At 62.0% G+C, this 26,415-nt stretch carries 22 protein-coding genes and 1 tRNA gene; 16 read left to right on the top strand and 7 right to left on the bottom strand.

Annotated elements, in window-relative coordinates:
- The 8 genes from ACED18_RS08710 to ACED18_RS08675 all read left to right on the top strand — a co-directional run.
- The coding region (locus ACED18_RS08710; RefSeq protein ID WP_377290945.1) for an NAD-dependent epimerase/dehydratase family protein at positions 1 to 430 on the top strand (430 nt) is incomplete at its 5' end.
- 77 nt (positions 431 to 507) lie between these two features.
- Entirely contained in the window at positions 508 to 1,641 is a 1,134-nt protein-coding gene (locus tag ACED18_RS08705) for a glycosyltransferase (RefSeq protein ID WP_377290943.1), read from the top strand.
- Positions 1,638 to 2,810, top strand: a complete 1,173-nt coding sequence (locus tag ACED18_RS08700) for a glycosyltransferase (protein WP_377290941.1) — start codon at positions 1,638 to 1,640, stop codon at positions 2,808 to 2,810. The genes ACED18_RS08705 and ACED18_RS08700 overlap by 4 nt, the downstream gene beginning before the upstream one ends.
- A gap of 61 nt (positions 2,811 to 2,871) precedes the next feature.
- Positions 2,872 to 3,117 carry a hypothetical protein gene (locus tag ACED18_RS08695; RefSeq protein WP_377290939.1) on the top strand — a complete coding sequence of 82 codons (246 nt, stop codon included), beginning with the start codon at positions 2,872 to 2,874 and terminating at the stop codon, positions 3,115 to 3,117.
- A 196-nt stretch (positions 3,118 to 3,313) separates the two neighbouring features.
- The gene (locus ACED18_RS08690; protein ID WP_377290937.1) at positions 3,314 to 4,738 is read left to right on the top strand and encodes an SGNH/GDSL hydrolase family protein; all 1,425 of its coding nucleotides are present in this window, start codon (positions 3,314 to 3,316) and stop codon (positions 4,736 to 4,738) included.
- 89 nt (positions 4,739 to 4,827) lie between these two features.
- Positions 4,828 to 6,048 (top strand): acyltransferase family protein, encoded by a 1,221-nt coding sequence (locus tag ACED18_RS08685; RefSeq protein WP_377290935.1) that lies wholly within the window; start codon positions 4,828 to 4,830, stop codon positions 6,046 to 6,048.
- Positions 6,049 to 6,192: 144 nt separating this feature from the next.
- On the top strand, positions 6,193 to 7,521 hold the full coding sequence (locus ACED18_RS08680) for an O-antigen ligase family protein (RefSeq protein ID WP_377290933.1): 1,329 nt from the start codon (positions 6,193 to 6,195) through the stop codon (positions 7,519 to 7,521).
- Positions 7,522 to 7,582: 61 nt separating this feature from the next.
- On the top strand, positions 7,583 to 8,362 hold the full coding sequence (locus tag ACED18_RS08675) for a metallophosphoesterase family protein (RefSeq protein WP_377290931.1): 780 nt from the start codon (positions 7,583 to 7,585) through the stop codon (positions 8,360 to 8,362).
- Between the two features lie 231 nt (positions 8,363 to 8,593).
- On the opposite strand, the gene ACED18_RS08670 is transcribed toward ACED18_RS08675, so the two are convergent.
- The 4 genes from ACED18_RS08670 to cpdR1 all read right to left on the bottom strand — a co-directional run bounded on the left by ACED18_RS08670 (position 8,594) and on the right by cpdR1 (position 11,766).
- Entirely contained in the window at positions 8,594 to 9,760 is a 1,167-nt protein-coding gene (locus tag ACED18_RS08670) for a nucleotide sugar dehydrogenase (protein ID WP_377290929.1), read from the bottom strand.
- Positions 9,761 to 9,982: 222 nt separating this feature from the next.
- Positions 9,983 to 10,966 carry a UDP-glucose 4-epimerase GalE gene (gene galE, locus ACED18_RS08665; RefSeq protein ID WP_377291133.1) on the bottom strand — a complete coding sequence of 328 codons (984 nt, stop codon included), beginning with the start codon at positions 10,964 to 10,966 and terminating at the stop codon, positions 9,983 to 9,985.
- A gap of 261 nt (positions 10,967 to 11,227) precedes the next feature.
- A tRNA-Val gene (locus ACED18_RS08660) sits at positions 11,228 to 11,302 on the bottom strand.
- A 98-nt stretch (positions 11,303 to 11,400) separates the two neighbouring features.
- Positions 11,401 to 11,766 carry a response regulator CpdR1 gene (gene cpdR1, locus ACED18_RS08655; protein ID WP_149738130.1) on the bottom strand — a complete coding sequence of 122 codons (366 nt, stop codon included), beginning with the start codon at positions 11,764 to 11,766 and terminating at the stop codon, positions 11,401 to 11,403.
- Between the two features lie 184 nt (positions 11,767 to 11,950).
- Between cpdR1 and ACED18_RS08650 the strand changes: the two genes are divergently transcribed.
- Both ACED18_RS08650 and hisN read left to right on the top strand, forming a co-directional pair.
- Complete coding sequence (locus ACED18_RS08650; RefSeq protein WP_377290926.1) at positions 11,951 to 12,865, top strand: N-formylglutamate amidohydrolase; 915 nt, start codon at positions 11,951 to 11,953, stop codon at positions 12,863 to 12,865.
- A gap of 439 nt (positions 12,866 to 13,304) precedes the next feature.
- Positions 13,305 to 14,078, top strand: coding sequence for a histidinol-phosphatase (gene hisN, locus ACED18_RS08645; protein ID WP_377290924.1), 774 nt, complete (start codon positions 13,305 to 13,307; stop codon positions 14,076 to 14,078).
- Positions 14,079 to 14,109: 31 nt separating this feature from the next.
- Here the strand turns inward: hisN and ACED18_RS08640 are convergent, their stop codons facing one another.
- Positions 14,110 to 15,096, bottom strand: a complete 987-nt coding sequence (locus ACED18_RS08640) for an alpha/beta fold hydrolase (protein ID WP_377290922.1) — start codon at positions 15,094 to 15,096, stop codon at positions 14,110 to 14,112.
- A gap of 474 nt (positions 15,097 to 15,570) precedes the next feature.
- Between ACED18_RS08640 and ACED18_RS08635 the strand changes: the two genes are divergently transcribed.
- Positions 15,571 to 16,050 carry an Hsp20 family protein gene (locus ACED18_RS08635; RefSeq protein ID WP_377290920.1) on the top strand — a complete coding sequence of 160 codons (480 nt, stop codon included), beginning with the start codon at positions 15,571 to 15,573 and terminating at the stop codon, positions 16,048 to 16,050.
- Positions 16,051 to 16,146: 96 nt separating this feature from the next.
- Here the strand turns inward: ACED18_RS08635 and ACED18_RS08630 are convergent, their stop codons facing one another.
- Positions 16,147 to 17,187 (bottom strand): threonine aldolase family protein, encoded by a 1,041-nt coding sequence (locus ACED18_RS08630; protein ID WP_377290918.1) that lies wholly within the window; start codon positions 17,185 to 17,187, stop codon positions 16,147 to 16,149.
- Positions 17,188 to 17,723: 536 nt separating this feature from the next.
- On the opposite strand from ACED18_RS08630, the gene gltB reads away from it, so the two are divergent.
- The 5 genes from gltB to ACED18_RS08605 all read left to right on the top strand — a co-directional run bounded on the left by gltB (position 17,724) and on the right by ACED18_RS08605 (position 25,008).
- On the top strand, positions 17,724 to 22,445 hold the full coding sequence (gene gltB / locus ACED18_RS08625; RefSeq protein WP_377290915.1) for a glutamate synthase large subunit: 4,722 nt from the start codon (positions 17,724 to 17,726) through the stop codon (positions 22,443 to 22,445).
- Positions 22,446 to 22,516: 71 nt separating this feature from the next.
- Positions 22,517 to 22,792: an antitoxin gene (locus tag ACED18_RS08620; RefSeq protein ID WP_377290913.1), complete on the top strand. Its 276-nt coding sequence runs from the start codon at positions 22,517 to 22,519 to the stop codon at positions 22,790 to 22,792.
- Positions 22,789 to 23,187, top strand: a complete 399-nt coding sequence (locus tag ACED18_RS08615) for a type II toxin-antitoxin system VapC family toxin (RefSeq protein WP_377290911.1) — start codon at positions 22,789 to 22,791, stop codon at positions 23,185 to 23,187. The genes ACED18_RS08620 and ACED18_RS08615 overlap by 4 nt, the downstream gene beginning before the upstream one ends.
- Positions 23,188 to 23,211: 24 nt before the next feature.
- On the top strand, positions 23,212 to 23,538 hold the full coding sequence (locus ACED18_RS08610) for a heavy metal-binding domain-containing protein (RefSeq protein ID WP_377290909.1): 327 nt from the start codon (positions 23,212 to 23,214) through the stop codon (positions 23,536 to 23,538).
- A 15-nt stretch (positions 23,539 to 23,553) separates the two neighbouring features.
- Positions 23,554 to 25,008 (top strand): glutamate synthase subunit beta, encoded by a 1,455-nt coding sequence (locus tag ACED18_RS08605; RefSeq protein WP_377290907.1) that lies wholly within the window; start codon positions 23,554 to 23,556, stop codon positions 25,006 to 25,008.
- A gap of 82 nt (positions 25,009 to 25,090) precedes the next feature.
- Here ACED18_RS08605 and ACED18_RS08600 read toward each other — a convergent pair whose 3' ends face one another.
- Positions 25,091 to 26,317 (bottom strand): DUF459 domain-containing protein, encoded by a 1,227-nt coding sequence (locus ACED18_RS08600; RefSeq protein ID WP_377290905.1) that lies wholly within the window; start codon positions 26,315 to 26,317, stop codon positions 25,091 to 25,093.
- Between the last annotated feature and the right edge of the window lie 98 nt (positions 26,318 to 26,415).

Genomic DNA, 26,415 nt, shown 5'->3' with positions numbered 1-26,415 from the left:
GCAGGGTGGCAAGGAAAAGGCTCCGGCCGCGATTTGCCGCAAGGTGGCGCTGGCTGCCAACAATGGCGAGATCGAGATCTGGGGTGACGGCGCCCAGACGCGCTCCTTCCTCTTCATCGACGAATGCATCGAAGGCACGATCCGCCTGACGCGGTCGAATTTCGAGGGCCCGGTCAATATCGGTTCGGAAGAGATGGTCACGATCAACCAGCTCGTGGACATCGTTGCCGACATCGCCGGCAAGAAGATCCACAAGAACCACATTCCCGGCCCGACGGGCGTGCGCGGCCGCAACTCGGACAACCGTCTGATCGAGGAAAAGCTCGGCTGGGCGCCCGGCGCCACGCTGCGCGCCGGTCTCGAAAAGACCTATGCCTGGATCGAAGCGCAGATCCGTTCGAACAGCGCCGGCAACAAGTCGGCTGCCTGATCGCAGGGTCCGGGGCAGGGGCGTGCGCGCCCTTGCCCTTTTCCGACCGACGCTCACCAGACGGGTAACAGGGCGATATGACACAGCACGTCATGGTGTTTGCGGAAGGGGCATTGGCACTTTCCGAAACCTTCATCGCGGCCCATTGCCGGTCTCTGGAGCGGTACCGCTATACGCTGGTGGCCGTCGAAAAAACCGGTGACAGCCATCCCGATGTGCCGCGCCGCCACCTGATCGCGCCGGGAAAACCGGCGCGCCTCGAACGGCTGCTGTTTCGCCTCGGGTTCAGCCGCAAGATGGACAGGCTGATTGCCGAGCTGAAGCCCGACCTCATCCACGCGCATTACATGATGGGCGGCGCCTTCATCCTCCCCTACGCCAAGCGTGCCGGGATTCCCGTCATCACCACGGGACACGGCTATGACGTGACGCGGCGCCAGAAGATGACATCCGGTTACGGCGCGCTTTATGCCTTGGCCCGGCGCGGTCTCGTCAAATCCGGTGAACTTGTCCTGCCCGTCTCCGATTATCTGCGAGGCAAGCTGCTGCAGCAGGGTTTTGCCGCCAAGGCCGTGTCTACCCATTACCTCGGTATCGCAATTCCGCCCGTTGCCCCCGCAAACATAGCCGGCTCGCCGCCCCGCATCGTTTATGCCGGCCGCCTCGTCGAGAAGAAGGGGCTCGACAAGGTGCTGGAGGCCTTCGCGCTGGTGCAGCGTGAGCTTCCGGAAGCGGAGCTTCATATTGCAGGCGATGGTCCGCTCCGATCTCTCGTGGAGGCGGCGCTTCGCGAGCGCGTGAACATCACTTACCACGGCGCGTTGCCGCATGCGCAGGTCATGCAGTTGATGTCGACCGCGCGTGTCTTCACCATGCCGAGCCGGGAAGCGAGCGACGGCGATTCCGAGGGCTTCGGGCTTGTGTTGATAGAAGCACAGGCGATGGGTGTGCCGGTCGTGACGTCTATCGAAACCGGAACGGCGGAGTCTCTCGTGCCCGGCGAGACCGGCCTGGCGGTGGACCCGCATTCGGCCAAGAACCTTGCCGATGCCTATCTCTCCTATTTGGCCGATGCCGCGCGTGCTGCACAGGCCGGGCAGGCGGCTTACGAATTCGTACGGCGTGACTTCGATATACGTCGGCAGACGCAGAAGCTCGAGGCCATTTACGACCGTGTTCTTGCGCGTCAGTCCGGCAGGAGAGAGGCATGAATATATGGTTCGTGACCACGGTGCTGCCGCAGCTTGAGACCAGTGGCGGCGAGATCGCTTCACAGGCCTTTATTGATGCCCTGCGGGCAAGCGGCAACCGTGTGACGGTTTTCGGCTTTGCGCGTGAAGGCGACGTGTCGCCGGTGCCGACAGGCAGTCTTACGGTCGAACGGCGGCCGATCGAGACTGCGGCGTCGGGACTGAAAGCCTATGGCTGGATGGCGGGGGCACTCGCCAGCGGGCGGCCCTATGTGTGCGAGAAATTCCATTCGCCACGCTTCGCCAAGATATTTGCGCAGACGTCGCAGCAGGCCCGACCGGATCTGATCGTTATCGATCACGCGCAGATGGGCTGGCTGCTGCCGGTCCTCAAGCGCTACGGCGTTCCTCTCGTGTTTATCGCGCACAACGTCGAGAGCGAGCTCTACGCGGCTCAGGCGGCCAAAGTGTCAGCCCATGGTTCGCTCAAGCGGTTTTTACTCAAGCGCGATGCGGCGCTGATCGGCCGCATAGAGCAGGAACTCGCCCGTACCTGCGCCCAGGTCTGGACGCTGACCGAGGCCGAGCGGAAGGTTTTCGACGGCTTTGCAGGCACGCAAAAAGCCCGGACTATGGAACTGCCGGGCCGCCGCATCGAGGCGAGCCGTGAGCCGATCGCCACGGTGGCCGATGTCGGCATGCTCGGTACCTGGGCCTGGGAGGTCAACGGGCGCGGCCTGCGGTGGTTCATCGACGAGGTCATGCCGCATATTCCTGCCTCCATCACCGTGCGGGTTGGCGGGCGCGGATCAGAGGTGGCGAACGGATGCTTCCCGAACCTCACCGGGGTCGGCTTCGTCGATGATCCCGTCATCTTCATGCGCGAGGCCCGCGTTCTTGCTGTTCCAACCATCACTGGCGCAGGCATTCAGTTGAAGACCATCGAGGCAATCGCGACGGGCGTGCCGGTTGTCAGTACCACGCTCGGTGTGCGTGGGCTTGCTCACCTGCCCGCATATGTACACGTCGCTGACGAGCCGTCGGCGTTTGCCGAGACCCTCGCATCGGTCGTTGCGTCGCGCCCGCAAGCGGATGTCGCAGCGGCGACCTCCTGGGTCGAGATGCGGCGCCAGATCTTTGCCGATGGCGTGCGTGGGGCGTTGGAAGCGTGCGTATCGCAACGGCAATGACGCCGGGGTGTCGTGCAGATCATCGAGAGTGGGTCGGTCGTCGGATTGTCAGGATCTTCAGATGCAACCAGAAATCCAAGTTGAGAGAGCCCGGTCGCAGCAAGGCAGTTCCGTTTTCCGCGGCCCGCAGCCTCTCTCCAGGATTGATGGTGGCCGTCATGCCGTGGGGATGATGCCTGACAGCAGGGATGCCGCCAGCCGTGACGACCAGGCGATCCCGGGAGCGCTGTCGTCAGATATCGACTTCGGCGTGGCCGTTGTTTGCCATCTTCGGAAAATGATGTGGGGCGTGACGGCGCATGCGTGATACGGTTCCCGCAGCGCGAATGGCGCCAACTTCGCAGCCTGGAATACGTCGGGTGATCGAACGATGACGCCCAATGATCTATGCTTTTGTTTTTGCCGCATTGTCCGATGCCGAAGCGGTCACGCTTCGGGGGGACATGCTCTAAGTCTTTCATTGATTGCTTAAACTGCTGGCCCATGCCAGCTTGGAGTAGATAATGGCTTTTATCTCATCGCGCCGCGGATTTCTGATTGGATCTGCGCTCGTCGGCGCGGGGGCTGCCGCCTTTCTCGCCAACCGATTTGTCGGGGACGACCAGTTTGACCCTTCGACACAGGCGTACCTTGCGCGTTGCGAGAGCCAGCCATCATCTCTTCAGGCGGCCGCATTGAATGCCCTGATTGTCAGTCTCAAAGGCTACGGCCTCTGGGACAAGTTGGACGCCTTGTGGGATCTGCAGGCCGAAACACCTCAGCGCGCTCTCCTGAACATTAAAGATCAAAAGTTCAACCTGACGCTCGAGGGCAACACGACCCACCGGCCCGGATTCGGCCTTCGCGGTGACGGATCGACGGGCTTTCTGCGGACGGGAATTCGCCCCAACGCCGGAGACCTGGTTTTCACACTTCAATCGGCAATGATTGGGGTGTTCTGCGCGATCAACACCAATGGAGGCAATTCCTATGCCCTCGGTGCGATCGACGGAAACTTGCGTCTCAAGACACGGCAGGTGCCTGCAGAGGCGCCAAGCGGCTTCTTGAATGACGAGGGGGCTCCTCTCAATGGCCCGCCCATGTCCGGCCTGCTTCCTGGCCTGGTCATTCTCAACCGCGAGGCATCGTATTCGGTTTCCGTCGTAAAGAATGGGATGCGCCTTGTCTCGGAAACCCGTCCCGCCACGCAGCTCATGGATGACGAGATCCTTATCGGTCGCGCGGGCTCTCGCTTTAGCGAAGAGACGTACGCGTTTGCCTTCGTCGGCGGTGGTCTCGATGAAGGCGAGATGCGTGCCTTCAATGCTGTCGTGCGCGATTACCTCATCGCGAGCATGACCCCCATTGTGTGCTTCGGCGACAGCCTTACACAAGGCGTGCGAAATCGCGGTCGCAGTCCACTTGCGACAACGACCAGCTACCCGTCACAGCTGGAGGCCCTGCAGAACCGTGTCGTGTTCAATGGCGGTATTGGAGGGCAGACCAGCATTCAGATCCGTGAACGCGCCGAACCCGACAACTTCATGAATGCTGCCGTGAACATCATCTGGATGGGCCGCAACAACTACAAGGACACTGATAGAGTTCTGGCCGACATCGAGAGTGTCGCCAATCGCGTTGTGGGCGGACGCTTCGCGGTTCTGTCCATTCTGAACGGGGATTATCCGCCGGAGCATAAGGATCTCGACGGTTACAAGATCATCATGGGATTGAACGATACGCTGTCGAAACGGTATGGTGACAAGTACATCGACGTCCGTAGCCAGTTGCTGGCGGCTGCCAATCCAAATGACCCGGGTGACATGGCGGATATTGCCGACGATGTTCCGCCGCGATCCCTGAGAAGCGACCAACTGCATCTGAATGATGCAGGCGATACCGTGATTGCAAAGACCGTTTCAGAATTCTTGAAGAAAAAGGGTTGGTAGCAATGTGCCGATCCATGCCCAAGACAATTTTATTCATGGCCGTTGAAAAAAGTCGATTTGCGATGTGCACAAGAGGGAACGTCTGAATCATGTCGGTACAACATGATCCTGCGAACAAGAGAGCCATTGCGTCACATGCGTTGAGCGATGTGAAGGATGAAGCGTTCTCCCAGTGGCTCGATTTGTTCCGATGGGTTGCAGCGTTGCTGGTGCTTTACGCTCACCTTACAAATCGCTTTGTGACACCCTTGGCAGACGTTCCGGCGGGTGAGCGAAACATCGCCAGTCTCGCGGCGGGTTTCCTATCCGGCTTCTCGCACCAGGCCGTCATGGTGTTCTTTGTGCTGAGCGGTTACCTGGTTGGGGGCGCACTCGTTCGCGAAGTGAAGAAGACCAACGCTATCAATGTTCCTTCCTATCTGACCAAGCGCTTCATTCGCCTCTGGACAGTCTTGTTGCCCGCCTTTCTGCTCAGCTTCATCTGCTTCTGGATCAGCATCAGTGTCTACGAGGCCGACAAGACCGGCGTATTTTCTGCGCAGCTTTCGCAAAGCGGATCGCCGGGTACGTTGCTGTGCAATGTCTTCTTCATGCAGACATTCGCGTGCCAACAGTTCGCCGGAAACGGTCCCTTGTGGTCGCTCTTCAACGAGTTCTGGTATTATATCGGGTTTCTGGCGCTGGCCGCCGCCGCCGTCTATGCAAACACGGTGGGGCGTATTGCAATTGCACTCGCCGTCTGCAGTTTTTTTGCTCTCTTGTCTGTCTACCAGTTTGATGGTTCGAAACTTGGACCTTACTTCCTGATCTGGTTGCTTGGCGTCTGGTCGGCATCGACGCCGAAGCCTTTCGTGCGGTCATCCCTCTTTTGGGCGGCCGTGCTTGTCGTTTTCCTTTTGGCAGTTCGCCTGGGCATTCGACGGGCATGGTGGGACGCAAATCCCCTGGGGTCGTTCGGCATCGATCTCCTTCTCGGGATTATCTTCTGCAATCTCCTCGCAGCGATGCGGTTCTCATCCTTGAAGCGTCCTCCCCTGGCGAGTGTGAATGTCTTTCTCGCGTCGTTCTCGTTTTCCCTTTACTGTACCCATGTCCCGATCCTGAATCTGATCACGGCGATGCGTGTTCATCAAAGTCCAGGTAGCGCTGTGCTGGTGAATCTCACAACGCCGTCTGAATGGATGTATGTTCTCTGGCCATTTGTTTTATGCATTGTCGTAGCATTCGTCTTCGCGCACTTCACAGAACGTCATACGGATGCGATTAGAAGGCGTTTCAACAGTTTGTTTATACAGATGCGCCAAACCTGAAGCATTGATGTTGGCAAGCAAAGGCGCCGCTTTGGTGCCGGGAACTCACATGTCTGCGGAACTGTACGAGCCGACTCTCCAAAGCGTGCACGTCATTTCGGCTCGAAAACGCGGCTTGGCGCGGCAATTGATAGGTCAATCTGGATGAGTATCGCTGCGAATTTTCAGAAGAGAGATGCCGAGCGGATTGCCGTCCGCCAAAGGGGCGAGGTTTTCTCATCGAGTTCTTCACTGATATTGAACGTCCTGGACTTTGTCTGCATTCTGATCGCCATCATATGGCTCTCCCATGCCTGGTACTATCCATCCCTGAGCACTCTTGATCGTGCTCCGGGCATTGAAGTTCTCAACTTTTTGAATTTTGGCGCCGGCGTCTATTTTTTGACGCGTCTCTTCTTTGTTGGCCGCCTCGCGGCGCTTTTGGAAGAAAAGCTGGTCCTGCTGTTTTTTCTGATTGGCTTTGTAAATATTTACTTCTCCTATTCACCGATCAACACGTTCGGATTTGTCAGAGCCGAGTTCCTCATGTTGGTTGCTGCGATCTATTATCGCGGCAAGGTTGGGCAGGCACGATTTGTTGCGTTGATTGCCGAAGTGCTCGGCGTCATCATCTTCCTCTCGATGCTGGCATCCTTCACCAGTATCGGGGTCATGTCGGGTTTCGACTCCGGGCGTTGGCGCGGGCTTTTTGGTCACAAGAACAGCCTCGGCGAAATGAGTGCCGTTCTTTTCGTCCTGCTGTTCGGTCTCTATCGGTTTCGCTGGAGCCTGAGTTGGCGCCACCTTCTCTATGCGTTTTCTGCGCTTGCGTGCCTGGCTTTCGCAGGTTCGGCGACCTCGCTTGCCGTCTGCTTCGTCATGGTTGCGGTTATCCTGCAGATTGAGCTCATCGCGCGCATGGGGGTATCGGCTGCGCTGCGCATCTCGATTTTCCTGATCGGCATGACCACAGTCATCGCTTTTGCGAATGTCATCCTGCCGCTGGTCACCGAATCCCTTGGGCGTGACCTGACCTTTACCGGGAGAACGGGCATATGGCAGGCCTTCTTGTTCTTTGCCGAACAGAAACCTTGGACCGGCTGGGGCTGGGCAACCATCGCGCAGAATGAAGGCATGCTCGGATATATTCGTCAAACGCTGAAGCTCCCGAACATCCAGACGCCCCATAGCGGCTACGTGGCACTGCTGGTTGAGCTCGGCTATCCCGGTCTGATTGTTTTCGCAACATGGCTCCTGAGTGTGTTGGTCGGGTCGGCGCGTATCGCGTTGCGAGATCGTAACCTGCTTCAGGCCACACGTGCTGCGATTGCGATGGGCCTGATCCTTCACTCGTTTTTCGAAGGCACGTCCGGCGCGACGCCGTCCATCTGGTTCCTTGTTCTTCTGGGAACGGGAGGCATCGTGACGTTGAAGCAGAGGGAAGGGGGCGCGCAACCCGTTCGCCCCGTCGCTGCTCAACGACGCCTTTCATGACGATGTCGGAAGAGGCGTTTGACGTTCGTCACGATGTTCGCATTCGTTTGAGATATCCAGCATGAGCTCGTTTCTATCGTCATTCTTCCGCAAGCCTGTTGCGCCTGACGCCATCGTTGCCAAGCCGCGCAGTGCCCGCATCACGCTCTCCCCCCTCTACAGCGCCATCTACGCCGTTGGCGATATCCATGGTTGCGAGGAGGAGTTGGAGCGGATGGAGGACGTGATCCTGGCTGACGGGTCCGATCTGGCGGGCGAGAAGCTGGTGATCTTTCTGGGGGATTATATCGATCGCGGCCCGGCTTCGGCCGGTGTGATCGACAGGCTCTTGACGCCGCTTCCGGCAGGGTTTCGCCGGTTGTGCCTGAAGGGCAATCACGATCAGATGTTCGTGGATTTCCTCGCGTCCCCGAGCAAGGAGTCGCCCTGGCTTGAACTTGGCGGCTGGGAGACGCTGGCTTCGTACGGGATCTATCCCGATACGGCCGCGCGTGGCCTGGCAACCAAGTTGAAGGCCTATATTCCCGACGAGCACATCGATTTCCTCAGCAACCTGCCGGTCATGGCGACGGTGGGCACGTTCTGCTTCATGCATGCCGGCATCGACCCGGCTCTGCCGCTCGATGACCAGGACGATGCGGTGCTGATGACCAGCCGCCCACGCAATTTCGACTGGAGCCTCTACAGGGGCACCCATACGATCGTGCACGGGCACACGCCGGTAGAGCGGATCGAGCTTTCCGGAAAGCGCATCAATGTGGATCTGTGCGCCTACCAGACGGGCCGGCTGGCCGGTGTGCGCATCAAGGACGGTGAGTTGTCGGTCGTCCTGTCGCGCTGATCCGGAAGTCCGGTCATCCCTGCCGACGGTCGGGCTTTTGGTGGGGCCGGCGCATGTCCAGCGGGAGCGTCATCGCTTCGAAATAGAGCCGATGCGGCAATACAGATTATGGCGCACTGAAGGTGATCCTGCGGTCACCTTCAGTGCTGTCTATGCTTGTTTGACGCGGTCCGGACGCGAAACCGGCGGCGCACTTTCGCTGCAGAGGCTCCATGGCCTCGCGACGATCAATCAGTCCTTGCTGAAGAGATCGCGGGTGTAGACCTTCTCGCTGACGTCGCGGATGTCGTCGCTCATGCGATTGGCGATGATGACATCCGATTCCGCCTTGAAGGCGTTGACGTCGCGCAGGACGCGGGCGCGGAAGAAGGTGTCCTCTTTCAGCATCGGCTCGTACAGCACGACTTCGATGCCCTTGGCGCGCAGCCGCTTCATGACGCCCTGAATGGAGGAGTCGCGGAAATTGTCCGAGCCCGCCTTCATCGTCAGGCGATAGATACCCACGGTCTTGGGGTTGCGGCGGATGATGTCTGTGGCGATGAAGTCCTTGCGCGTCGAGTTGGAATCGACGATCGCGCGGATCAGGTTCTGGGGCACGTTGTCGTAATTGGCCAGAAGCTGCTTTGTGTCCTTCGGAAGGCAGTAGCCGCCATAGCCGAAGGAGGGATTGTTGTAATAATTGCCGATGCGCGGGTCGAGCGAGACGCCCGTGATGATCTCGCGGCTGTCCATGCCGCGCGTGGCGGCATAGGTGTCGAGTTCGTTGAAGAAGGCGACGCGCATGGCAAGATAGGTGTTGGAAAAGAGCTTGATCGCCTCGGCTTCGCTTGAGCCGGTGAGCAGGATCTCCACGGACTTCGTGACGGCGCCCTCATGCAGCAATTCCGCGAAGATGCGACCGCGATCGCTGCGGTCACCGACGATGATGCGGGAGGGGTGCAGGTTGTCGTGGAGTGCGCGGCCCTCGCGCAGGAATTCCGGCGAGAAGATGATGGTGTCTGTGCCGAATTCGGCGCGCACGCGATCGGTGAAGCCGACGGGGATCGTCGATTTTACCACGATCGTACCCTGTGGATTGAAGGTCAGCGCATCCCGGATGGCGGTCTCGACCGAGGATGTGTCGAAGAAATTGGCATTCGGGTCGTAATTGGTGGGTGTCGCGATGATCGTGTAGTCGGCGCCTGTGTAGGCAGATGCCTTGTCGCTCGTCGCCGTCAGCTTCAACGGCTTCGTGGCCAGGAAGGTACTGACGTCCGCATCCTCGACGGGGGATATGCCCCGGTTGACCATATCGACACGCGCCTCGGAAATATCGTGGGCGACCACATCGTGGTTCTGTGCAAGCAGGACGGCGTTGGAAATGCCAACATAGCCCAGACCGATCACGGCAATCTTCATGGGAAAAACAAGCCTTCTTCAACGGTAGTTTAAAAATGAACATGTCCCGCGTTGCGGGTAAACATTGTCTGCAATGGCGCGACACTACTGTCTCGTCCGGCACCTGTACAGATGCCGGGCACGCCATGCGGGATCTCTCTACCCGTTGGATGTGACTATTGTTAACGCGCCTGGCCGGTCGTTTTCGTCAAGACCGGTCGTCGGGGCGGTCAGGGGCGCGCGTCAGTGCGATGCATTGTGCTTCGTGTGCCAGTTCCAGGCGGAGCGGACGATATCCTCGATGCCGTAGCGCGGCGCCCAGCCGAGCAGGGCTGCGGCCTTCTTGTTGTCGGCGACCAGCAGGGTGGAATCGCCCGGCCGGCGGGCTGATTCCTCCACCGGAAAGGCGCGGCCCGACACGGTGCGGATCGTGTCGAGCAGTTCCTTGACGGTGGTGCCGACCCCGGTGCCGAGGTTGATCGCCTCCGTCTTGCCGCCGGCCAGCAGGTAGTCGACTGCCCGCACATGGGCATCGGCGAGATCGAGCACATGAATATAGTCGCGCACGCAGGTGCCATCGCGTGTGGGGTAATCCGTGCCGAAGATCTTGAAATCACGACGACGGCCGAGGGCGGCTTCGATGGCGATCGGAATCGCGTGGGTTTCCGGCTGGTGCCATTCGCCGATCCGGCCTTCGAAATCGGCACCGGCGGCGTTGAAGTACCGCAGCATGACAGCGCGCAGGCCGAGCAGATCGCTGTAGTCGCGGATGGCCTGCTCCACGATCCATTTGGTGCGGCCATAGGGGTTGATCGGCTTCTGGCTGTGGGTCTCGTCCAGCGTTTCGGTTTCCGGCAGGCCGTAGGTGGCACAGGTCGAGGAGAAGACGACGTGGTTCACGCCACCCTTGATCGCCGCCTGCAGCAGATTCAGCGAGCCGATGACATTGTTTTCGTAGAAGGCGAGGGGATTGGTGACGGAATCACCCACCTCGATCAGCGCCGCAAAGTGCAGGATGGCAAGGGGCTTGTGCGCTGCAATCACCTCGGCCAGGCGCTGGGGATCGCGGATATCGCCGCGCTCCAGCAGGCCCCATCGCACGAATTCCTCATGGCCGTTGGTGAGATTGTCGAAGACAATGGGGGTGTAGCCGCTTTCGGAAAGCTTCATGCAGGTGTGCGATCCGATGTAGCCCGCGCCGCCGGCGACCAGCACCTTCTTGTCCATCATGCTTCCTCCCCGCCAAGGGCACTTGCTCTGTAGCGATGCAATTCCCTTGCTCTTCTTCGCTGTTCAGGTGCGCCGGAAGCGCACGGGTGTCAACCGGCAGATGAGGAGGCCGGACATCACCGGACGGTCGGTCGCAGCATGCAGGCAGGAGAAGGGGGGGGTGGATCCGTGGTAATTGTCAGACGGATCCGTTTGCCTCATGCCTGAAAACATGCTCCTGACGATTTTTCAGGACGTTTTCAAGCTTGGGAGATCGAATGGTGGGCGTGACAGGGATTGAACCTGTGACCCCTACGATGTCAACGTAGTGCTCTCCCGCTGAGCTACACGCCCATTCGATGGGCGGCTTACACCACAGAACCCGTAATCGCGTCAATAGGTTTGTGACGGATTTTTTGCGGAGCTGTGGAGAAGCCGCAGCCGCGCCTTTTTCAGGCGGCGGCCAGCATCTTGTTCACCTCGTCGACGAGGTCGCGCAGGTGGAAGGGCTTGGAGAGAACCTTTGCGTCCTTCGGAGCCTTGGAGTCCGGATTGAGCGCGACGGCGGCAAAGCCGGTGATGAACATGACCTTGAGATCCGGATCGAGCTCGGTGGCGCGGCGCGCCAGTTCGATACCGTCCATCTCGGGCATGACAATATCGGTCAGGAGCAGCGAGAAGGGCTCCTCGCGCAGACGATCATAGGCGCTGGCGCCATTGTCGTAGGAGGTGACCTCGTAGCCGGCCTTTTCCAGCGCCTTCACGAGGAAGCGCCGCATGTCGTTGTCGTCTTCTGCGAGAAGAATCTTCTGGCTCATCTGGTCTGCCATGGTCCGTCACAATTTTGCTGAGGTGTGTGCATCACTAAGCCACCCCAAGTGTAAATATGCGGTGAATCCGCCTGATCAAGCCCGTTTCCACCGTTGAAACACTATGGACACAGCTCCATGTGGCTGGCAACATGACCGACGCAGCCGATTGAGGACATGGTAAAGGGGAGCGATGGCGGGCGGAGACGACCAGACTGAGCTCTTCGACGATAAGTCCTTCGGGGGAAAGCCTTTCGAGGTGATCGACCCCGGCGTTCAGCGTGTTCCATTCGTGTTCAACTCACCCCATAGCGGGCGGATCTATCCACAGTCTTTCCTTCGTCAGTCGCGGCTGGACGGCCATGCCATCCGCCGGTCGGAAGATCATTACGTGGACGAGATCTTCGACTTCGTCTCCGATTTCGGGGCGCCTTTGCTGCTCGCCCACTTCCCGCGCGCCTATCTCGATGTGAATCGCGAGCCCTACGAGCTTGACCCGCGCATGTTCGACGGTCCGCTGCCGCCGCATGCGAATACGGGGTCGGTCCGTGTTGCCGGTGGCCTCGGCACGGTTCCGCGACTGGTGGCGGAAAACATGGAGATCTATCGCCATCGCCTGCCGGTGGACGATGCGCTGGCGCGGATCGAGGGTATCTACAAGCCCTATCACGCCTGCCTGCGCCGGCTGATCGCGCATACGCACGTCGCCTTCGGCATGGCGATCCTGATCGACTGCCACTCCATGCCAGCCAATATCCGGGTGACGGGATCCACGCAGAGGCCGGATTTCATCATCGGTGACCGGTACGGCACGAGCGCCGCGGCGGAATTGTCACGGGTTGCGGTCGAGCTTCTTGAGGCAATGGGCTACACCGTTTCGCGCAACAAGCCCTATGCCGGCGGGTTCATCACCGAGCATTATGGTCGTCCGGCGCGGGGGCTGCATGCCCTGCAGATCGAAATCAATCGTGGCCTTTACATCGACGAGGGAACGCTCTTGAAAAAGCCGGCGTTCGCGCATCTTGCCGCCGATATGCGGGCCTTCGTGACTGCGCTTGCCGCCCATGTGGATGATGCGGCGGCCTATATGCCGCTGGCGGCCGAATAGGCCACGGTCTCCCTTCTCCTCTTTTCCTGTCACGTCAGGCTGCCACTTGGCGTGGCAGCGGACCCGCCGTTGTGCAAACGCCGCGCCTTCGCAGGACAAAAAAAACCGCGCCTATGGGCGCGGCAAGTCTAGGGAGGAAACACCCAAGGAGGGTATTTACAGCCACAAGTGACTGTACCAACAAGTTAATATTGCATCGCACAATTGTCAAGGAAAATGTGTAAAAACTAATCAGGCACTTCATGCGCCTAAAATTTGAGCGGCGGGTTCTCCGTCACCCGTTGGACTCGTTGCGGGAATCCGCTGTACGATTGCGGATGATGAAGAAGCCGGCAGGCGCCTGCCTTCTATTCGTGCAATGCTGGGCTCTTTCCGTGGGTGCCGGGAGCGGATAGGGTCGCGCCCGAACCCTTTTTTGTCTTTTCCGCAGAGTGCTGCCATGCTTCCCGACCGCGCCTTCTTCGATCGCCTCGCCGACGCCGCCCGTGCCGAGACCTTGCCACGGTTTCGCACCGGCACCGGGGTCGTCAACAAGCTGGATGGCGGTTTCGATCCCGTCACCGAAGGGGACCGCGCCGCCGAAACGGCGATCCGGGCGCTGATCGAGGCGCATTTCCCCGATCACGGCATTCTGGGAGAGGAGCACGGCAATGTCGGGCTGGATCGCGATCATGTCTGGGTCGTCGATCCCATTGACGGAACCCGCGCCTTCATCTCCGGCCTGCCGGTCTGGGGCACGCTGATCGGCCTCTATCACAAGGGCGAAGCGGTGATGGGGCTGATGGACCAGCCGTTTACCGGCGAGCGCTTCTTTGCCGGCGATGGCGTGGCGACCTATCGCGGGCCGGGCGGCGAGAGCCGGCTCGAAAGCCGCAGGGGCGTCGGCCTGTCGGATGCGATCCTCTTCACCACCTCGCCACATCTCTTTCCGGGCGAGACGCGCCAGCCCTTCGAAACGTTGCAGGGCAAGGTTCGGTTGTTCCGCTATGGCTGCGATTGCTACGCTTTCGCGCTTCTTGCCGCCGGCCATGTCGATATCGTCGTCGAGGGCGGCCTGAAGCCTTACGATGTCGGCGGGCTGATCCCGCTCATCGAGGCCGCGGGCGGTGTCATCACGACCTGGGATGGCGGTCCGGCGGAAATGGGCGGCGAGATCATTGCCGCCGGCAGCCCGGAGCTGCACGCGGCAGCCCTTGCCGTGCTCCAGGGCTGAGCGCGCTTTTCGCGGCGGCGCCGGCCGCCGCTCAGCCGGCCGCGATGGAGGTCTTGCCGACCACGGAGGCCGGGCCTTCCTCGACGCTTCCGGGAATGAAGGCGAGAATGGCGGCGATGGCCTGGCTGCGGTAGCGGTCGGCCTCCTGGAAGAGTTCGTGGCGCGCGCCGTCGACCGGCACCATGTGGCCGGCGCGGAAGATGCGGCAGAGGTTCTCAACCGAGATATGCGGCACCAGCCGGTCTGCGGTCGGCGCAAGAACCAGCGTCGGAATGGTGATCCGCGTCAGGTGCTCGTGGCGGGTGACGCGACGGATGGCCGCGAAGGATTCGCTCAGCCAGCGCGCGCTCGGCGGGCCCATGCCGAGTCCGGGATGCGCCGCCAGGATTGCGGCGTTTCGCGCAAAGCGCACGGGATCGGAGCTCAGAAGGTTCGTTTCGAAGGGGCGGTTGCCCTTGTCGCGGTTGAGCGCGCGGCTTCCGAGCCCCGTCATGCAGGCGAGTGCGGCAAGACGAGCGATCGTTCCCTCGCCGATGGCTTGCGCGCCGAGCCCGAGAAAAGGGGCTGACAAGACCATGCGGTCGATGCGGCCAGACAGGGCAGGGCCCATGGAGAGCGCCACCAGCCCGCCCGTCGAGTGGGCCACCAAAAAGAAGGGCATGCGCGTATCCGGCAGGACGATACGCTCCAGGAAGATTTGCAGGTCCTGCTCGTAATCGGCAAAGCGGCGTACATGTCCCCGGCGCGGCGCGTTGCGGATCAGGCGGCCGGAGCCGCCCTGGCCGCGCCAGTCGAAGGTCGCGACCCAGAGCCCGGCGGCGGTCAGATCACGCACCGTCTCGAAGTATTTCTCCATGCTTTCGTTGCGGCCCTGCAGCAGTACCACCGTGCCGCGCGCCGGAACTTCCGTGCGGAAGATCGCATAGCGGACCGGCACGCCGCCGACGCCGTCGAAGAAACCTGCGGTGTGGTTGTCGGGTACCGGATTGTCCGCCGTCTCGAACAGGATGTCGCTCATCGATCCTCGCCCGTAATCTGGTTCGTGCGCCTTGCGTGTGGATGGGATTCTGTCTTCGACCTTGCAGCATAAACGTCAAGGATTGCGGAAGAAAAAAGGGCGACCAGCCCGGCCTTGATATCAGCGACCGCAACGGGGGACGCGGTGGCGGCATGCAAGGCCGAAGGGCTGGTCGCCCGGCTGAAGGAGAAGGGACATTGCACTTCAGCGCCGGAACTGTCTTCCGATGCAGACAGGATTACCGCCCTTCACCTGAATGCGGCCGGAACGCTGCATTCACCTGTCGTTCAGGCGGGTCTTGGGGCGTGGGCATCGTTGCCTGACCTGCGCGGCCGGGTACCTCTTGAACGGCGGCGTCACCATTCCCAAATGATCTCTGCAGGCGCCAGACGGGCCTGCACCAAAACGATCCGCCTCGCCAATGACCGGGAGGTCGAGGATCCAAACCGCAATCGTTGCTCCAAGGAGGACACCATGCGTCACGTTGACTTTTCCCCGCTCTATCGCTCCACCGTTGGCTTTGACCGCCTGTTCACCATGCTGGACAGTCTCGGCCAGCCGGACCAGGCCCAGAGCTACCCGCCCTACAACATCGAGCGGACCGGTGAGAACGCCTACCGCATTACCATGGCCGTGGCCGGCTTCGACGAAACCGAGCTTTCGATCGAAGCGCGCGAACACACGCTGACGGTGAAGGGCGAAAAGGCCGAGGACAAGGCCGACGAAGGCCAGTTCCTCTACCGCGGCATTGCCAAGCGCGCCTTCGAGCGCCGCTTCCAGCTCGCCGATCATGTCGAGATCCGCGCCGCATCGCTGAAGAACGGCCTCCTGCACATCGACCTCGTCCGCGAAATCCCGGAAGCCGCCAAGCCGCGCAGGATCGAGATCGCCTCTGCCGCCCAGCAGCCGAAGCAGATTGAGGCCCAGACAACGGTCGGGACCAGCGCCAGCTAAGCCGAGCCTCCAGCTAAGCCAAGCCTTTGCATTCTCATGATATCGGGCGGCGTCCTTCCGGGCGCCGCCCTTTTCGTTGTGGCGTCATCGGCGCGGTCAGAGCAAGGCGAGCAAGTGATCGACATCCGCCTCGGTCGTCGCAAACGAGGTCACGAAGCGGTAGAGGTCGGCGCCTTCGCTGACAGCGATGTCGGCCGGGATCGGCCATTCGTAGAAAGCCGCACCATTGGCGCGCAGCGCGGCTGCGGTTTCCGTCGGCAGGATGGCGAAAACCTCGTTGGCTTGCGGCTCCCAAGCCAAGCGCGCGGTGCGCGACCGGCGCATGCCCTCTGCGAGGCGCGCGGCTGTGCCATTGGCGCGCCCGGCCAGCGTCAACCAGAGATCATCGGTGAGGTAGGCTTCGAACTGGGCGGAGACGAAGCGGGATTTGGAAATCACCTGGGCCGACTGCTTGTGGATAAAGGGAAGGTCGCGCGTCTTGTCCGGATCGAAGATGATCAGGGCTTCCGCCATCCAGCAGCCATTTTTCGTGCCGCCGAAGGAGAGGTGCGTGACGCCGCGTTTCCAGGTCATTTCGGCTGGCGTCGTGCCGAGCGAGACCAGCGCATTGGCAAAGCGCGCGCCATCCATATGCAGCGGCAGGTCGAAACGGCTGCAAATGTCTCCCATGGTGGCGATGTCGTCGAGCCCGTAAACCGTGCCCGATTCGGTTGCCTGCGTGATCGTCACCGCCATGGGCTGGCCGCCGGCGGCACGGCCGCTGGCAACGCTGCCGATCGTCGCTTCGAGGGCTGCGGGATCGATGCGGCCCAGCGTGCCGGGAATGTCGGTCAGCCGGCTGCCATGGGCGAAGAACTGCGGCGCGCTGCATTCATCCACGGCTGCATGCGCTTCGCGGTGGCAGAAGACATGGCCGCCCGGCCGGTTCACGGCAGCCATGGCCAGCGAATTGGCGGCGGTGCCGGTGGAGACATAGAAGACAGAGACCTCACGCTCGAAGATTTCCGAGAAACGGGCAGCGACCCGCCGGTCGATGTCGCTTGCGCCATAGGCCGGTGCAAAACCATCCGCGGCGGCTGAAAGCGCGGCGGACACCGCGGGGTGGGCGCCCGCCCAATTGTCGGAAGTGAAAATCATGAAACGATCCTGAAACGAAAAGGCGCTGCCGGGAGGTGACGGCGCGGGAGATTAACGGCGCGTTGGCGCGATGCAATCGCGGCTTCACACACATGGGCCAAAACCAGACCACTTTGAAACCAAAGAACGGCTTATGCGCTTGCGGCGAAATTTTCGTTCGTTGAATTGAAATTTCGTGAAATGTTCAAAACACTTGTTGGATTTATTTTTGACCCGCTCCCTTGCGATGCCGTCACGTTTCTGGCATAGAGCCTATGAAATAGGACAGCATGACTGTCCTATTTCGGTCTTCTGACCGATCGGGCTGGCCAAAGCATCATCTGGGCCGGCCCTGAAGGCTGGTCTGGTGGTCCTTCGTGGCGCCGATCCTGCCGTTGCGGTCTCGAAGGCGCCTGCCGCGGGACACTTTGTCACGACCCGATCAGGTTTACGATTTATTTGGAATTCGCTTCCTTGCGGTGCACACTCATCGCCGCGGACGGAAGCGACGTGGAAGGATAACCCCCCGGCAATCCGGGCACCAAGGAGGAAAGACGATGACGGAATTTGCGCCATCTCACGAGTCTCAGGCAATTCTTGCCAATGAGGCGACGGTGGTCAAAACGGCCGCCCGTTCCTCCGGACTGCCGGATCGGCAGGGGCTTTACGATCCCCGCAACGAGCACGATGCCTGCGGCGTCGGCTTTGTCGCCCACATGAAGGGCCAGAAGTCGCACCAGATCGTCAAGGACGGCCTGTTCATCCTCGAAAACCTGACGCATCGTGGTGCCGTCGGCGCCGATCCGCTGATGGGCGACGGGGCCGGCATTCTCGTGCAGATCCCGGACCGTTTCTTCCGCGAGGAAATGGCGGCCCAGGGCGTCGTGCTGCCGAAGGCCGGCGAATATGCCGTCGGCCACGTCTTCATGCCGCAGGACGAGGCGCTGATCGAGCACTTCAAGTCCGTCATCCGCGATGTCGTGACCGAGGAAGGCCAAGTGCTGCTCGGCTTCCGCGACGTGCCGGTCGACAATTCCTCGCTGTCGAAGGCGCCGGAAATCGTCGCCACCGAGCCGCGCCACGTGCAGATCTTCATCGGCGCCGGCCGTAACGCTGCGACGAACGCAGAGTTCGAGCGTCGCCTCTTCACGCTGCGCAAGGTGATCTCCAACCGCATCTATGCGGAATACGAGGGCAAGGAGAGCAACTTCTACCCGGTGTCGCTGTCGTCGGCGACGATCGTCTACAAGGGCATGTTCCTCGCCTATCAGGTTGGCGCCTATTACAAGGATCTCGCCGATCCGCGCTTCGAAAGCGCGGTGGCGCTCGTGCACCAGCGCTTCTCGACCAACACCTTCCCCTCCTGGAAGCTCGCGCACCCCTACCGCATGGTCGCCCACAACGGCGAGATCAACACGCTGCGCGGCAACGTCAACTGGATGGCGGCGCGTCAGGCGTCGGTCTCCTCGCCGCTCTTCGGCGATGACATCTCCAAGCTCTGGCCGATCTCCTATGAGGGGCAGTCCGACACGGCCTGCTTCGACAACGCGCTCGAATTCCTCGTGCAGGGTGGCTACTCGCTGGCGCATGCCGTGATGATGCTGATCCCCGAAGCCTGGGCCGGCAACCAGCTGATGGGTGCCGAGCGAAAGGCCTTCTACGAATATCACGCCGCCCTGATGGAGCCGTGGGATGGCCCGGCCGCCGTCTGCTTCACCGACGGCAAGCAGATCGGCGCAACGCTCGACCGCAACGGCCTGCGTCCGGCCCGCTACCTCGTCACCGATGACGACCGCATCATCCTCGCCTCCGAGGCTGGCACGCTGCCGGTCGAGGAAAGCCGCATCGTCAAGAAGTGGCGCCTGCAGCCGGGCAAGATGCTGCTGATCGACATGGAAAAGGGCGCGATCATCTCCGACGAGGACGTGAAGACGCAGCTTGCGACCCAGCATCCCTATCGCAAGTGGCTGGAAGATACCCAGCTCATCCTCGAAGACCTGAAGCCTGTGGAGCCGCGCGCGCTGCGCCGCGACGTGTCGCTGCTCGACCGTCAGCAGGCCTTTGGCTACACGCAGGAAGACACGAAGCTCCTGATGTCGCCGATGGCGACGACCGGCCAGGAAGCGATCGGCTCCATGGGCACCGACACGCCGATCTCGGCCATGTCGGACAAGCCGAAGCTGCTCTACACCTATTTCAAGCAGAACTTCGCGCAGGTCACCAACCCGCCGATCGACCCGATCCGCGAAGAGCTGGTGATGAGCCTCGTCTCCTTCATCGGTCCGCGCCCGAACATCCTCGACCATGAGGGGGCGGCGCATGCCAAGCGGCTCGAAGTTCGTCAGCCGATCCTGACCAATGGCGATCTCGAGAAGATCCGTTCCATCGGCCACACGGAAGATCGTTTCGACACCAAGACGCTCGACTTCACCTATGACGTGGAGCGTGGCGCTCAGGGCTTGCCGGAAATCCTCGACCGCCTGTGCGAGCGGGCGGAAGCGGCCGTCAAGGGCGGCTACAACATCATCGTGCTCTCCGACCGCCAGATCGGCCCGGACCGCGTCGCGCTGCCGGCGCTGCTCGCAACGGCGGCCGTGCACCATCACCTGATCCGCAAGGGTCTGCGCACCTCGGTCGGCCTCGTGGTCGAAACCGGCGAGGCGCGCGAAATCCACCACTTCTGCTGCCTCGCCGGCTACGGCGCGGAAGCCATCAACCCCTATCTGGCCTTCGACACGCTCACCGACATGCACAAGCGCGGCGAGTTCCCGAAGGAAGTCGATGGCGAGGAAGTGGTCTATCGCTACATCAAGGCGGTCGGTAAGGGCATCCTGAAGGTCATGTCCAAGATGGGCATCTCGACCTACCAGTCCTATTGCGGCGCGCAGATCTTCGACGCGATCGGCCTGTCGTCGTCGCTCGTCGACAAGTATTTCTTCGGCACGGCGACCACCATCGAGGGCATCGACCTCGACCAGATCGCAGAAGAAACCTTTGCCCGCCACCAGGCCGCCTTCGGTCCGGATCCGGTGCTGACCAACACGCTCGACATCGGCGGCGAATATGCCTACCGCATGCGCGGCGAAGGCCATGCCTGGACGCCTGACGTTGTTGCCTCGCTGCAGCATGCCGTGCGCGGCAATGCCGCCGACCGCTACAAGGAATTCGCCGAGCTGGTGAACGAGTCGGCGCTGCGTATGAACACGATCCGCGGCCTGTTCCGCATCAAGTCGGCCGAGGAGTGGGGCCGCAAGCCCGTCTCGATCGACGAGGTCGAGCCGGCAAGCGAGATCGTCAAGCGTTTCTCCACCGGCGCCATGTCCTTCGGCTCGATCAGCCGCGAGGCGCATGCGACGCTTGCGGTCGCCATGAACCGGATCGGCGGCAAGTCGAACACGGGCGAGGGCGGCGAGGAGAGCGACCGTTATCTGCCGCTCCTCAACGGGGCGCCGAACCCCGAGCGTTCCGCCATCAAGCAGGTCGCGTCCGGCCGCTTCGGCGTGACGACGGAATATCTCGTCAATGCCGACGTTTTGCAGATCAAGGTGGCGCAGGGGGCCAAGCCCGGCGAGGGCGGCCAGCTGCCCGGCCACAAGGTCGATGCGACGATTGCCAAGACCCGTCACTCCACCCCCGGCGTTGGCCTCATCTCGCCGCCGCCGCACCATGACATCTATTCGATCGAAGATCTGGCGCAGCTGATCTACGACCTGAAGAACGTCAACCCGGCGGCCGATATCTCGGTCAAGCTGGTGTCGGAAGTGGGTGTCGGCACGGTTGCGGCGGGCGTCGCCAAGGCGCGCGCCGACCATATCATCGTCGCCGGCTTCGATGGTGGCACGGGGGCCTCGCCGCTCACCTCGCTGAAGCATGCCGGCAGCCCCTGGGAAATCGGCCTGGCCGAGACCCAGCAGACGCTGGTGCTGAACGGCCTTCGCTCGCGCATCGCCCTGCAGGTCGATGGCGGTCTCAAGACCGGCCGTGACGTCATCATCGGCGCTCTGCTCGGTGCGGACGAGTTTGGCTTTGCCACCGCGCCGCTGATCGCGGCCGGCTGCATCATGATGCGCAAGTGCCACCTCAACACCTGTCCGGTGGGGGTCGCAACGCAGGATCCGGTCCTGCGCAAGCGCTTCAAGGGCACGCCCGAGCACGTCATCAACTACTTCTTCTTCGTGGCAGAGGAAGTGCGCGAGATCCTGGCCTCGCTTGGCGTGACCCGGCTCGACGAGATCATCGGCGCGACGGACCTGCTCGACAAGGACCGCCTCGTCAGCCACTGGAAGGCCAACGGCCTCGACTTCACGCGGCTCTTCCACAAGGTGGATGCGCCGAAGGAGGCCACCTACTGGACTGAGCGGCAGAAGCATCCCATCGATGACGTGCTCGACCGCACGCTGATCGCCCATGCGAAGCCGGCGCTGGAAAGCAAGACCCCGACCGCCTTCGAGGTCGAGATCAAGAACGTCGATCGCTCCGCCGGCGCCATGCTGTCGGGCGAAGTCGCCAAGCGCTACGGCCACAAGGGGCTGAAGGACGACACGATCCATGTGACGCTGAAGGGCACGGCCGGCCAGTCCTTTGCCGCTTTCCTCGCCCGCGGCGTGACCTTCGACCTCGTTGGCGACGGCAACGACTATGTCGGCAAGGGGCTTTCGGGTGGCCGCATCATCGTGCGTCCGCCGGCCGACTCCAAGATCGTGCCGGAACAGTCGATCATCGTCGGCAACACGGTGCTCTACGGCGCCATCGCCGGAGAGTGCTACTTCAACGGCGTGGCCGGCGAACGCTTCGCGGTGCGCAACTCCGGCGCCATCGCTGTCGTCGAGGGCGTGGGCGACCATGGCTGCGAATATATGACGGGCGGCGTCGTCGTCGTCATCGGCGAGACGGGTCGCAACTTCGCGGCCGGCATGTCGGGCGGTGTCGCCTATGTGCTGGACGAGAGCGGCGATTTCGCCAAGCGCTGCAACATGGCCATGGTCGAGCTGCAGCCGCTGCCGGAAGAAGACGACATGCTGGAGAAGCTGCACCATCACGGCGGCGATCTCATGCACAAGGGCATGGTGGACGTGACCGGCGACATGACGCGTCACGACGAGGAGCGGCTCTACCAGCTGATCTCCAACCACCTGCACTACACCGGCTCGCCGCGCGCCAAGCAGATCCTGGACAACTGGACGGAATTCCGCCCGAAGTTCCGCAAGGTGATGCCGGTCGAGTATCGTCGCGCGCTGGAAGACATGGAACGCATGAAGATGGCCGACGCGGCCGAGTGATTTGTTGCAGCGCCGCCTTCGTGATATGACATTGGCATATGACGAAGGTCAGGGCGAAGGCGGAGGCTGCGATGAACGATCAGTCTGATGTCGTGAAGATCGCCCGGGTGTTCAGCAATGGACGAAGCCGGGCCATACGGATCCCGAAGGAGTTCGAGTTCGAAGAAGAAAGCGTAGAAATCCGCAAGGCCGAGAACGGCGACCTGATCATCCACCCTGTTCGCAAAAAGACCCTCCTCGAGATCCTCGACGAACTGGAGGAGCTTGGCGAGGATGAACAGATGCCGGAGATCGATGATCCGCCGCCGGAGCCTGTTGATCTCTTCGAGTGGTCGGACGAGACATGAGGTATCTCCTTGATACCAATGCGATGTCCGAAATGGTTCGCGGTCCGGGCAACAGGATTGCAGCGGTCATCGAACGGGTTGGAGCGGAGGCTGTCTTTACGAGTATCCTCGTCGTCTGCGAGCTGAAGTTCGGGGCTGCGAAGAAGCGCTCGGAAAAGCTCTCTTCGAACCTCGAACGGGTTCTGGCTACGATTGTGGTCGAGGAATTCGGGCCACCCGCGGATCTTGCTTACGCGGATTTGCGGGTGGCGCTCGAAAGGGCGGGAACGCCGATCGGGCGAATGGATATGCTGATTGCGGCCCACGCCCTTGCGCTCGGCGCCACCGTGGTCACCGCCAACGAACGCGAATTTTCCCGGGTTCCGGGGCTGAAGGTCGAGAACTGGATGGCGTGAGGCCGTCGCGCTGGAGGGATGGACATGATCGTCACGACGACGAACACGATCGAGGGGCGCGAGATCGCCGAGTACAAGGGTATCGTCACGGGCGAAGCCATTCTCGGCACCAACGTGTTTCGCGATTTCTTCGCCAGCATCCGCGACATCGTCGGCGGACGTTCGGGATCCTACGAGCGCGTGCTGCGCGACGCGCGCGAGACGGCGATCGCCGAGCTTCAGGCGGAAGCGCGCGCGCTCGGTGCCAACGCGATCGTGGGCATCGACATTGATTATGAGACGATTTCGACCGGTTCCAGCGGGTCGATGCTGATGGTTTCGGCTTCCGGCACTGCTGTCGTGGTCCGGTAAACAGGTGGGAATGATATGGGCAAGGTAACAGGTTTTCTGGAAATCGACCGGCAGGTCGCCAAGTATCAGCCGGCGTCGGATCGTATCCGCCACTTCCGCGAGTTCATCATTCCGATGTCGGATGCCGAGGTGCAGAAGCAGGCGGCGCGCTGCATGGACTGTGGCGTGCCCTATTGCCATGGCCCAACGGGATGCCCGGTGCACAACCAGATCCCGGACTGGAACGATCTGGTCTATAACGGCAACTGGGACGAGGCGATCCGCAATCTGCACTCGACCAACAACTTCCCGGAATTCACCGGCCGCGTCTGCCCCGCGCCTTGCGAGGAGGCCTGCACGCTGAACCTCGAGGATGCGCCCGTCACCATCAAGACGGTCGAACAGGCGATTGCCGACAAGGCCTACGAGATGGGCTATATCGTGCCGCAGCCGGCTGTTGTGAAGACGGGCAAGAAGGTCGCGATCATCGGTTCGGGCCCCGCCGGCATGGCGGCTGCGCAGCAGCTGGCGCGCGCCGGCCATGAAGTGCATGTCTTCGAGCGCGAGTCCAAGGCCGGCGGCCTGCTGCGCTACGGCATTCCGGACTTCAAGATGGAAAAGAATTTCATCGACCGTCGCGTCGAGCAGATGAAGGGCGAGGGTGTCACCTTCCACTACGGCGTCAATGTCGGCGTGGACAAGCCGGTGGCCGAGCTCATCGCCGAGCATGACGCCGTGCTCTATTGCGGCGGTTCGGAAACCCCGCGCGATGCCGGCATTCCCGGCGTCGATTTCACCGGCGTGCACGATGCGATGCCCTATCTCGTGCAGCAGAACCGCCGCGTCGGCCGCGAAAACATCGACAGCGTCGGCTGGCCGTCCGATCCGATCCTTGCCGGCGGCAAGCATGTCGTCGTCGTCGGTGGCGGCGATACGGCGTCGGACTGCGTGGGCACCGCCTTCCGCCAGGGCGCGGTGAAGGTGACCCAGCTCGACATCCGTCCGCAGCCGCCGGAGAAGGAAGACAAGCTTTCCGTCTGGCCCTTCTGGGCGACGAAGATGCGCACCTCCTCCTCGCAGGCCGAAGGTGCCGTGCGCGAGTTCCAGGTCGCGACGCTGGAGTTCGTCGGCGAAGACGGCGTGCTGACGGGTGTGAAGTGCTGTCAGGTCGATGACCGCCGCAAGCCGGTTCCCGGCACGGAGTTCATCATCAAGGCCGATCTGGCCTTCATCGCCATCGGCTTCCGCGGTCCCTTCACCTCCAGCGTGCTGAAGGATCTCGGCGAGCAGCTGACGATCCATACCGACAAGCGCGGCTCGTCCAACGTCGTTGCGAACGACCGGGACTATCGCACCTCGGTCGACAAGGTCTGGGCCGCCGGCGACGTGCGCCGTGGCCAGTCGCTGGTCGTCTGGGCGATCCGCGAAGGACGCCAGGCGGCGCGCGCCATCGATGAGGCGCTGATGGGCGAGAGCGTCCTGCCGCGCTGATCGGCCGGCCTCTGCAACACGTCAAGAGCCCGCGACGGTGATGCCGTCGCGGGCTTTTCCATTTCGTTGCGGCAAGGCTGCTTCAGTTCCGAATGACGGGATTGCCGATCACGTTGGCGGGCTTGGCAAGGCGGAAATCGTCGACGCGGCCGCTCGGGGCGTCGCCGGTCTCGCCGCCGTCCAGAAGCTTCGCCAGCGGGCTCTTTTCGGCCACGGCGGGCGTCTGCCCTGCGCCCAGCAGCGTGTCGCCGCCGTCGAGTGCGGGGTCGGTCAGCGCGATCGGCGGGGTGCGCACGATCTCGGAGGGGACGGCGAGCGTCGGCTTCAGGTCCAACGGCGCGCTGACCGTGGTCTGCGGAAGACCGGCCTCGACGGCGCCGCCCAGCAGGCGGCGGATATCCTTCTCGACGTAGAAGGCCATCTTGCGCTTGCCGGCGCGGGTCATGTTGATGCCGTCGCCGCCGCGCAGGCGCACCTGCTGGCCGTTGACGTCGGGGCCCGTCACCATGAACTTGCCGTCTGCATCCACGAAGCCGTCCCAGATGTCGATGAACTGGCCCTTCGCCTTCTCGGTTGCCTCGCGGTAGAGCGTGTTGAAGCTCGCCATATCGGCCATCATGCCCGGCGACTGAAAGGGGGGCATGCCGACCCAGATCAGCGGCGCGCCGGCGCGTCGTGCGGCCGCGGCGAAGTCGCCGACGCGGCGCTTGTATTCGGCAAGCCAGGCATCGGTGCGGAATTTTTCGCGGTTGCCGTCAGCAAGGCGCATCTGTTGGCGGTCATTGGCGCCGATGGCGATCACGATGGCGTTCGGTTTGACCTCGTCTAGCGCGACGGCGAGCTTTTCCGGCCAGTTGTAATAGTCGTCGCGCACCAGGCCGGAGGCGCTGTTTGCGCGGGTTTCGACGGCGATGTCAGGTGCCTCTGCGAAAGCCTCCTTCAGGCCGTCGCCGAGACCCATGGCGATGAAGTCGCCGATGACCAGTACCGTCTTGGCGTCCGGGGCCTTTTCGGCCGTGCCGGCTGTTTTCTGTGTCGTATCGGGATTGGCAGCCGCGGCGGCGGGTTGCCGTTTCCGCTGGGGCGCTGAACGCGGCTGTCCCCTGTCACGGATGGAAGGCTCCGAGAACGGCTGGCGATCATCGACACGTTCGCGCTCGCGCCCGAAGAGCATATCGAAGAGGGTGCGGCGCCGCTCTTGCGCTTCCGCCCGGCTGATGACGCTGTCGGGCAGGCTGACCAGAAGGGCAAGCAGAAGCAGCAGCCATACGCCTGCCCGCTTCCATGCCGATGCCTGCCACTTCGTCATTGTCGATCCGGTCGTGATGCCCGGCCCGCCGGGCCGGAGCCGCTGGCTCGTGGTCGCCGGTGAGCATTGTCAACAGTCGGGGCCGCTGATTGGCGGCG

This window comes from Rhizobium sp. SG2393 (genome assembly GCF_042610495.1).
Classification (GTDB): domain Bacteria; phylum Pseudomonadota; class Alphaproteobacteria; order Rhizobiales; family Rhizobiaceae; genus RU20A.
This window is presented reverse-complemented; position numbering and strand designations above follow the sequence as displayed.

Bases quoted from the DNA above. Each gene is read 5' to 3' on its own strand.
- ACED18_RS08695 (WP_377290939.1), top strand. From the start codon at position 2,872: ATGCAACCAGAAATCCAAGTTGAGAGAGCCCGGTCGCAGCAAGGCAGT.
- ACED18_RS08650 (WP_377290926.1), top strand. From the start codon at position 11,951: ATGGCGGGCGGAGACGACCAGACTGAGCTCTTCGACGATAAGTCCTTC.
- ACED18_RS08630 (WP_377290918.1), bottom strand. From the start codon at position 17,187: ATGATTTTCACTTCCGACAATTGGGCGGGCGCCCACCCCGCGGTGTCC.
- ACED18_RS08610 (WP_377290909.1), top strand. From the start codon at position 23,212: ATGATCGTCACGACGACGAACACGATCGAGGGGCGCGAGATCGCCGAG.
- ACED18_RS08675 (WP_377290931.1), top strand. From the start codon at position 7,583: ATGAGCTCGTTTCTATCGTCATTCTTCCGCAAGCCTGTTGCGCCTGAC.
- ACED18_RS08680 (WP_377290933.1), top strand. From the start codon at position 6,193: ATGAGTATCGCTGCGAATTTTCAGAAGAGAGATGCCGAGCGGATTGCC.
- ACED18_RS08685 (WP_377290935.1), top strand. From the start codon at position 4,828: ATGTCGGTACAACATGATCCTGCGAACAAGAGAGCCATTGCGTCACAT.
- galE (WP_377291133.1), bottom strand. From the start codon at position 10,966: ATGGACAAGAAGGTGCTGGTCGCCGGCGGCGCGGGCTACATCGGATCG.
- ACED18_RS08705 (WP_377290943.1), top strand. From the start codon at position 508: ATGACACAGCACGTCATGGTGTTTGCGGAAGGGGCATTGGCACTTTCC.
- hisN (WP_377290924.1), top strand. From the start codon at position 13,305: ATGCTTCCCGACCGCGCCTTCTTCGATCGCCTCGCCGACGCCGCCCGT.
- ACED18_RS08640 (WP_377290922.1), bottom strand. From the start codon at position 15,096: ATGAGCGACATCCTGTTCGAGACGGCGGACAATCCGGTACCCGACAAC.
- gltB (WP_377290915.1), top strand. From the start codon at position 17,724: ATGACGGAATTTGCGCCATCTCACGAGTCTCAGGCAATTCTTGCCAAT.
- ACED18_RS08670 (WP_377290929.1), bottom strand. From the start codon at position 9,760: ATGAAGATTGCCGTGATCGGTCTGGGCTATGTTGGCATTTCCAACGCC.
- ACED18_RS08600 (WP_377290905.1), bottom strand. From the start codon at position 26,317: ATGACGAAGTGGCAGGCATCGGCATGGAAGCGGGCAGGCGTATGGCTG.
- ACED18_RS08615 (WP_377290911.1), top strand. From the start codon at position 22,789: ATGAGGTATCTCCTTGATACCAATGCGATGTCCGAAATGGTTCGCGGT.
- cpdR1 (WP_149738130.1), bottom strand. From the start codon at position 11,766: ATGAGCCAGAAGATTCTTCTCGCAGAAGACGACAACGACATGCGGCGC.
- ACED18_RS08620 (WP_377290913.1), top strand. From the start codon at position 22,517: ATGAACGATCAGTCTGATGTCGTGAAGATCGCCCGGGTGTTCAGCAAT.
- ACED18_RS08605 (WP_377290907.1), top strand. From the start codon at position 23,554: ATGGGCAAGGTAACAGGTTTTCTGGAAATCGACCGGCAGGTCGCCAAG.
- ACED18_RS08635 (WP_377290920.1), top strand. From the start codon at position 15,571: ATGCGTCACGTTGACTTTTCCCCGCTCTATCGCTCCACCGTTGGCTTT.
- ACED18_RS08690 (WP_377290937.1), top strand. From the start codon at position 3,314: ATGGCTTTTATCTCATCGCGCCGCGGATTTCTGATTGGATCTGCGCTC.
- ACED18_RS08700 (WP_377290941.1), top strand. From the start codon at position 1,638: ATGAATATATGGTTCGTGACCACGGTGCTGCCGCAGCTTGAGACCAGT.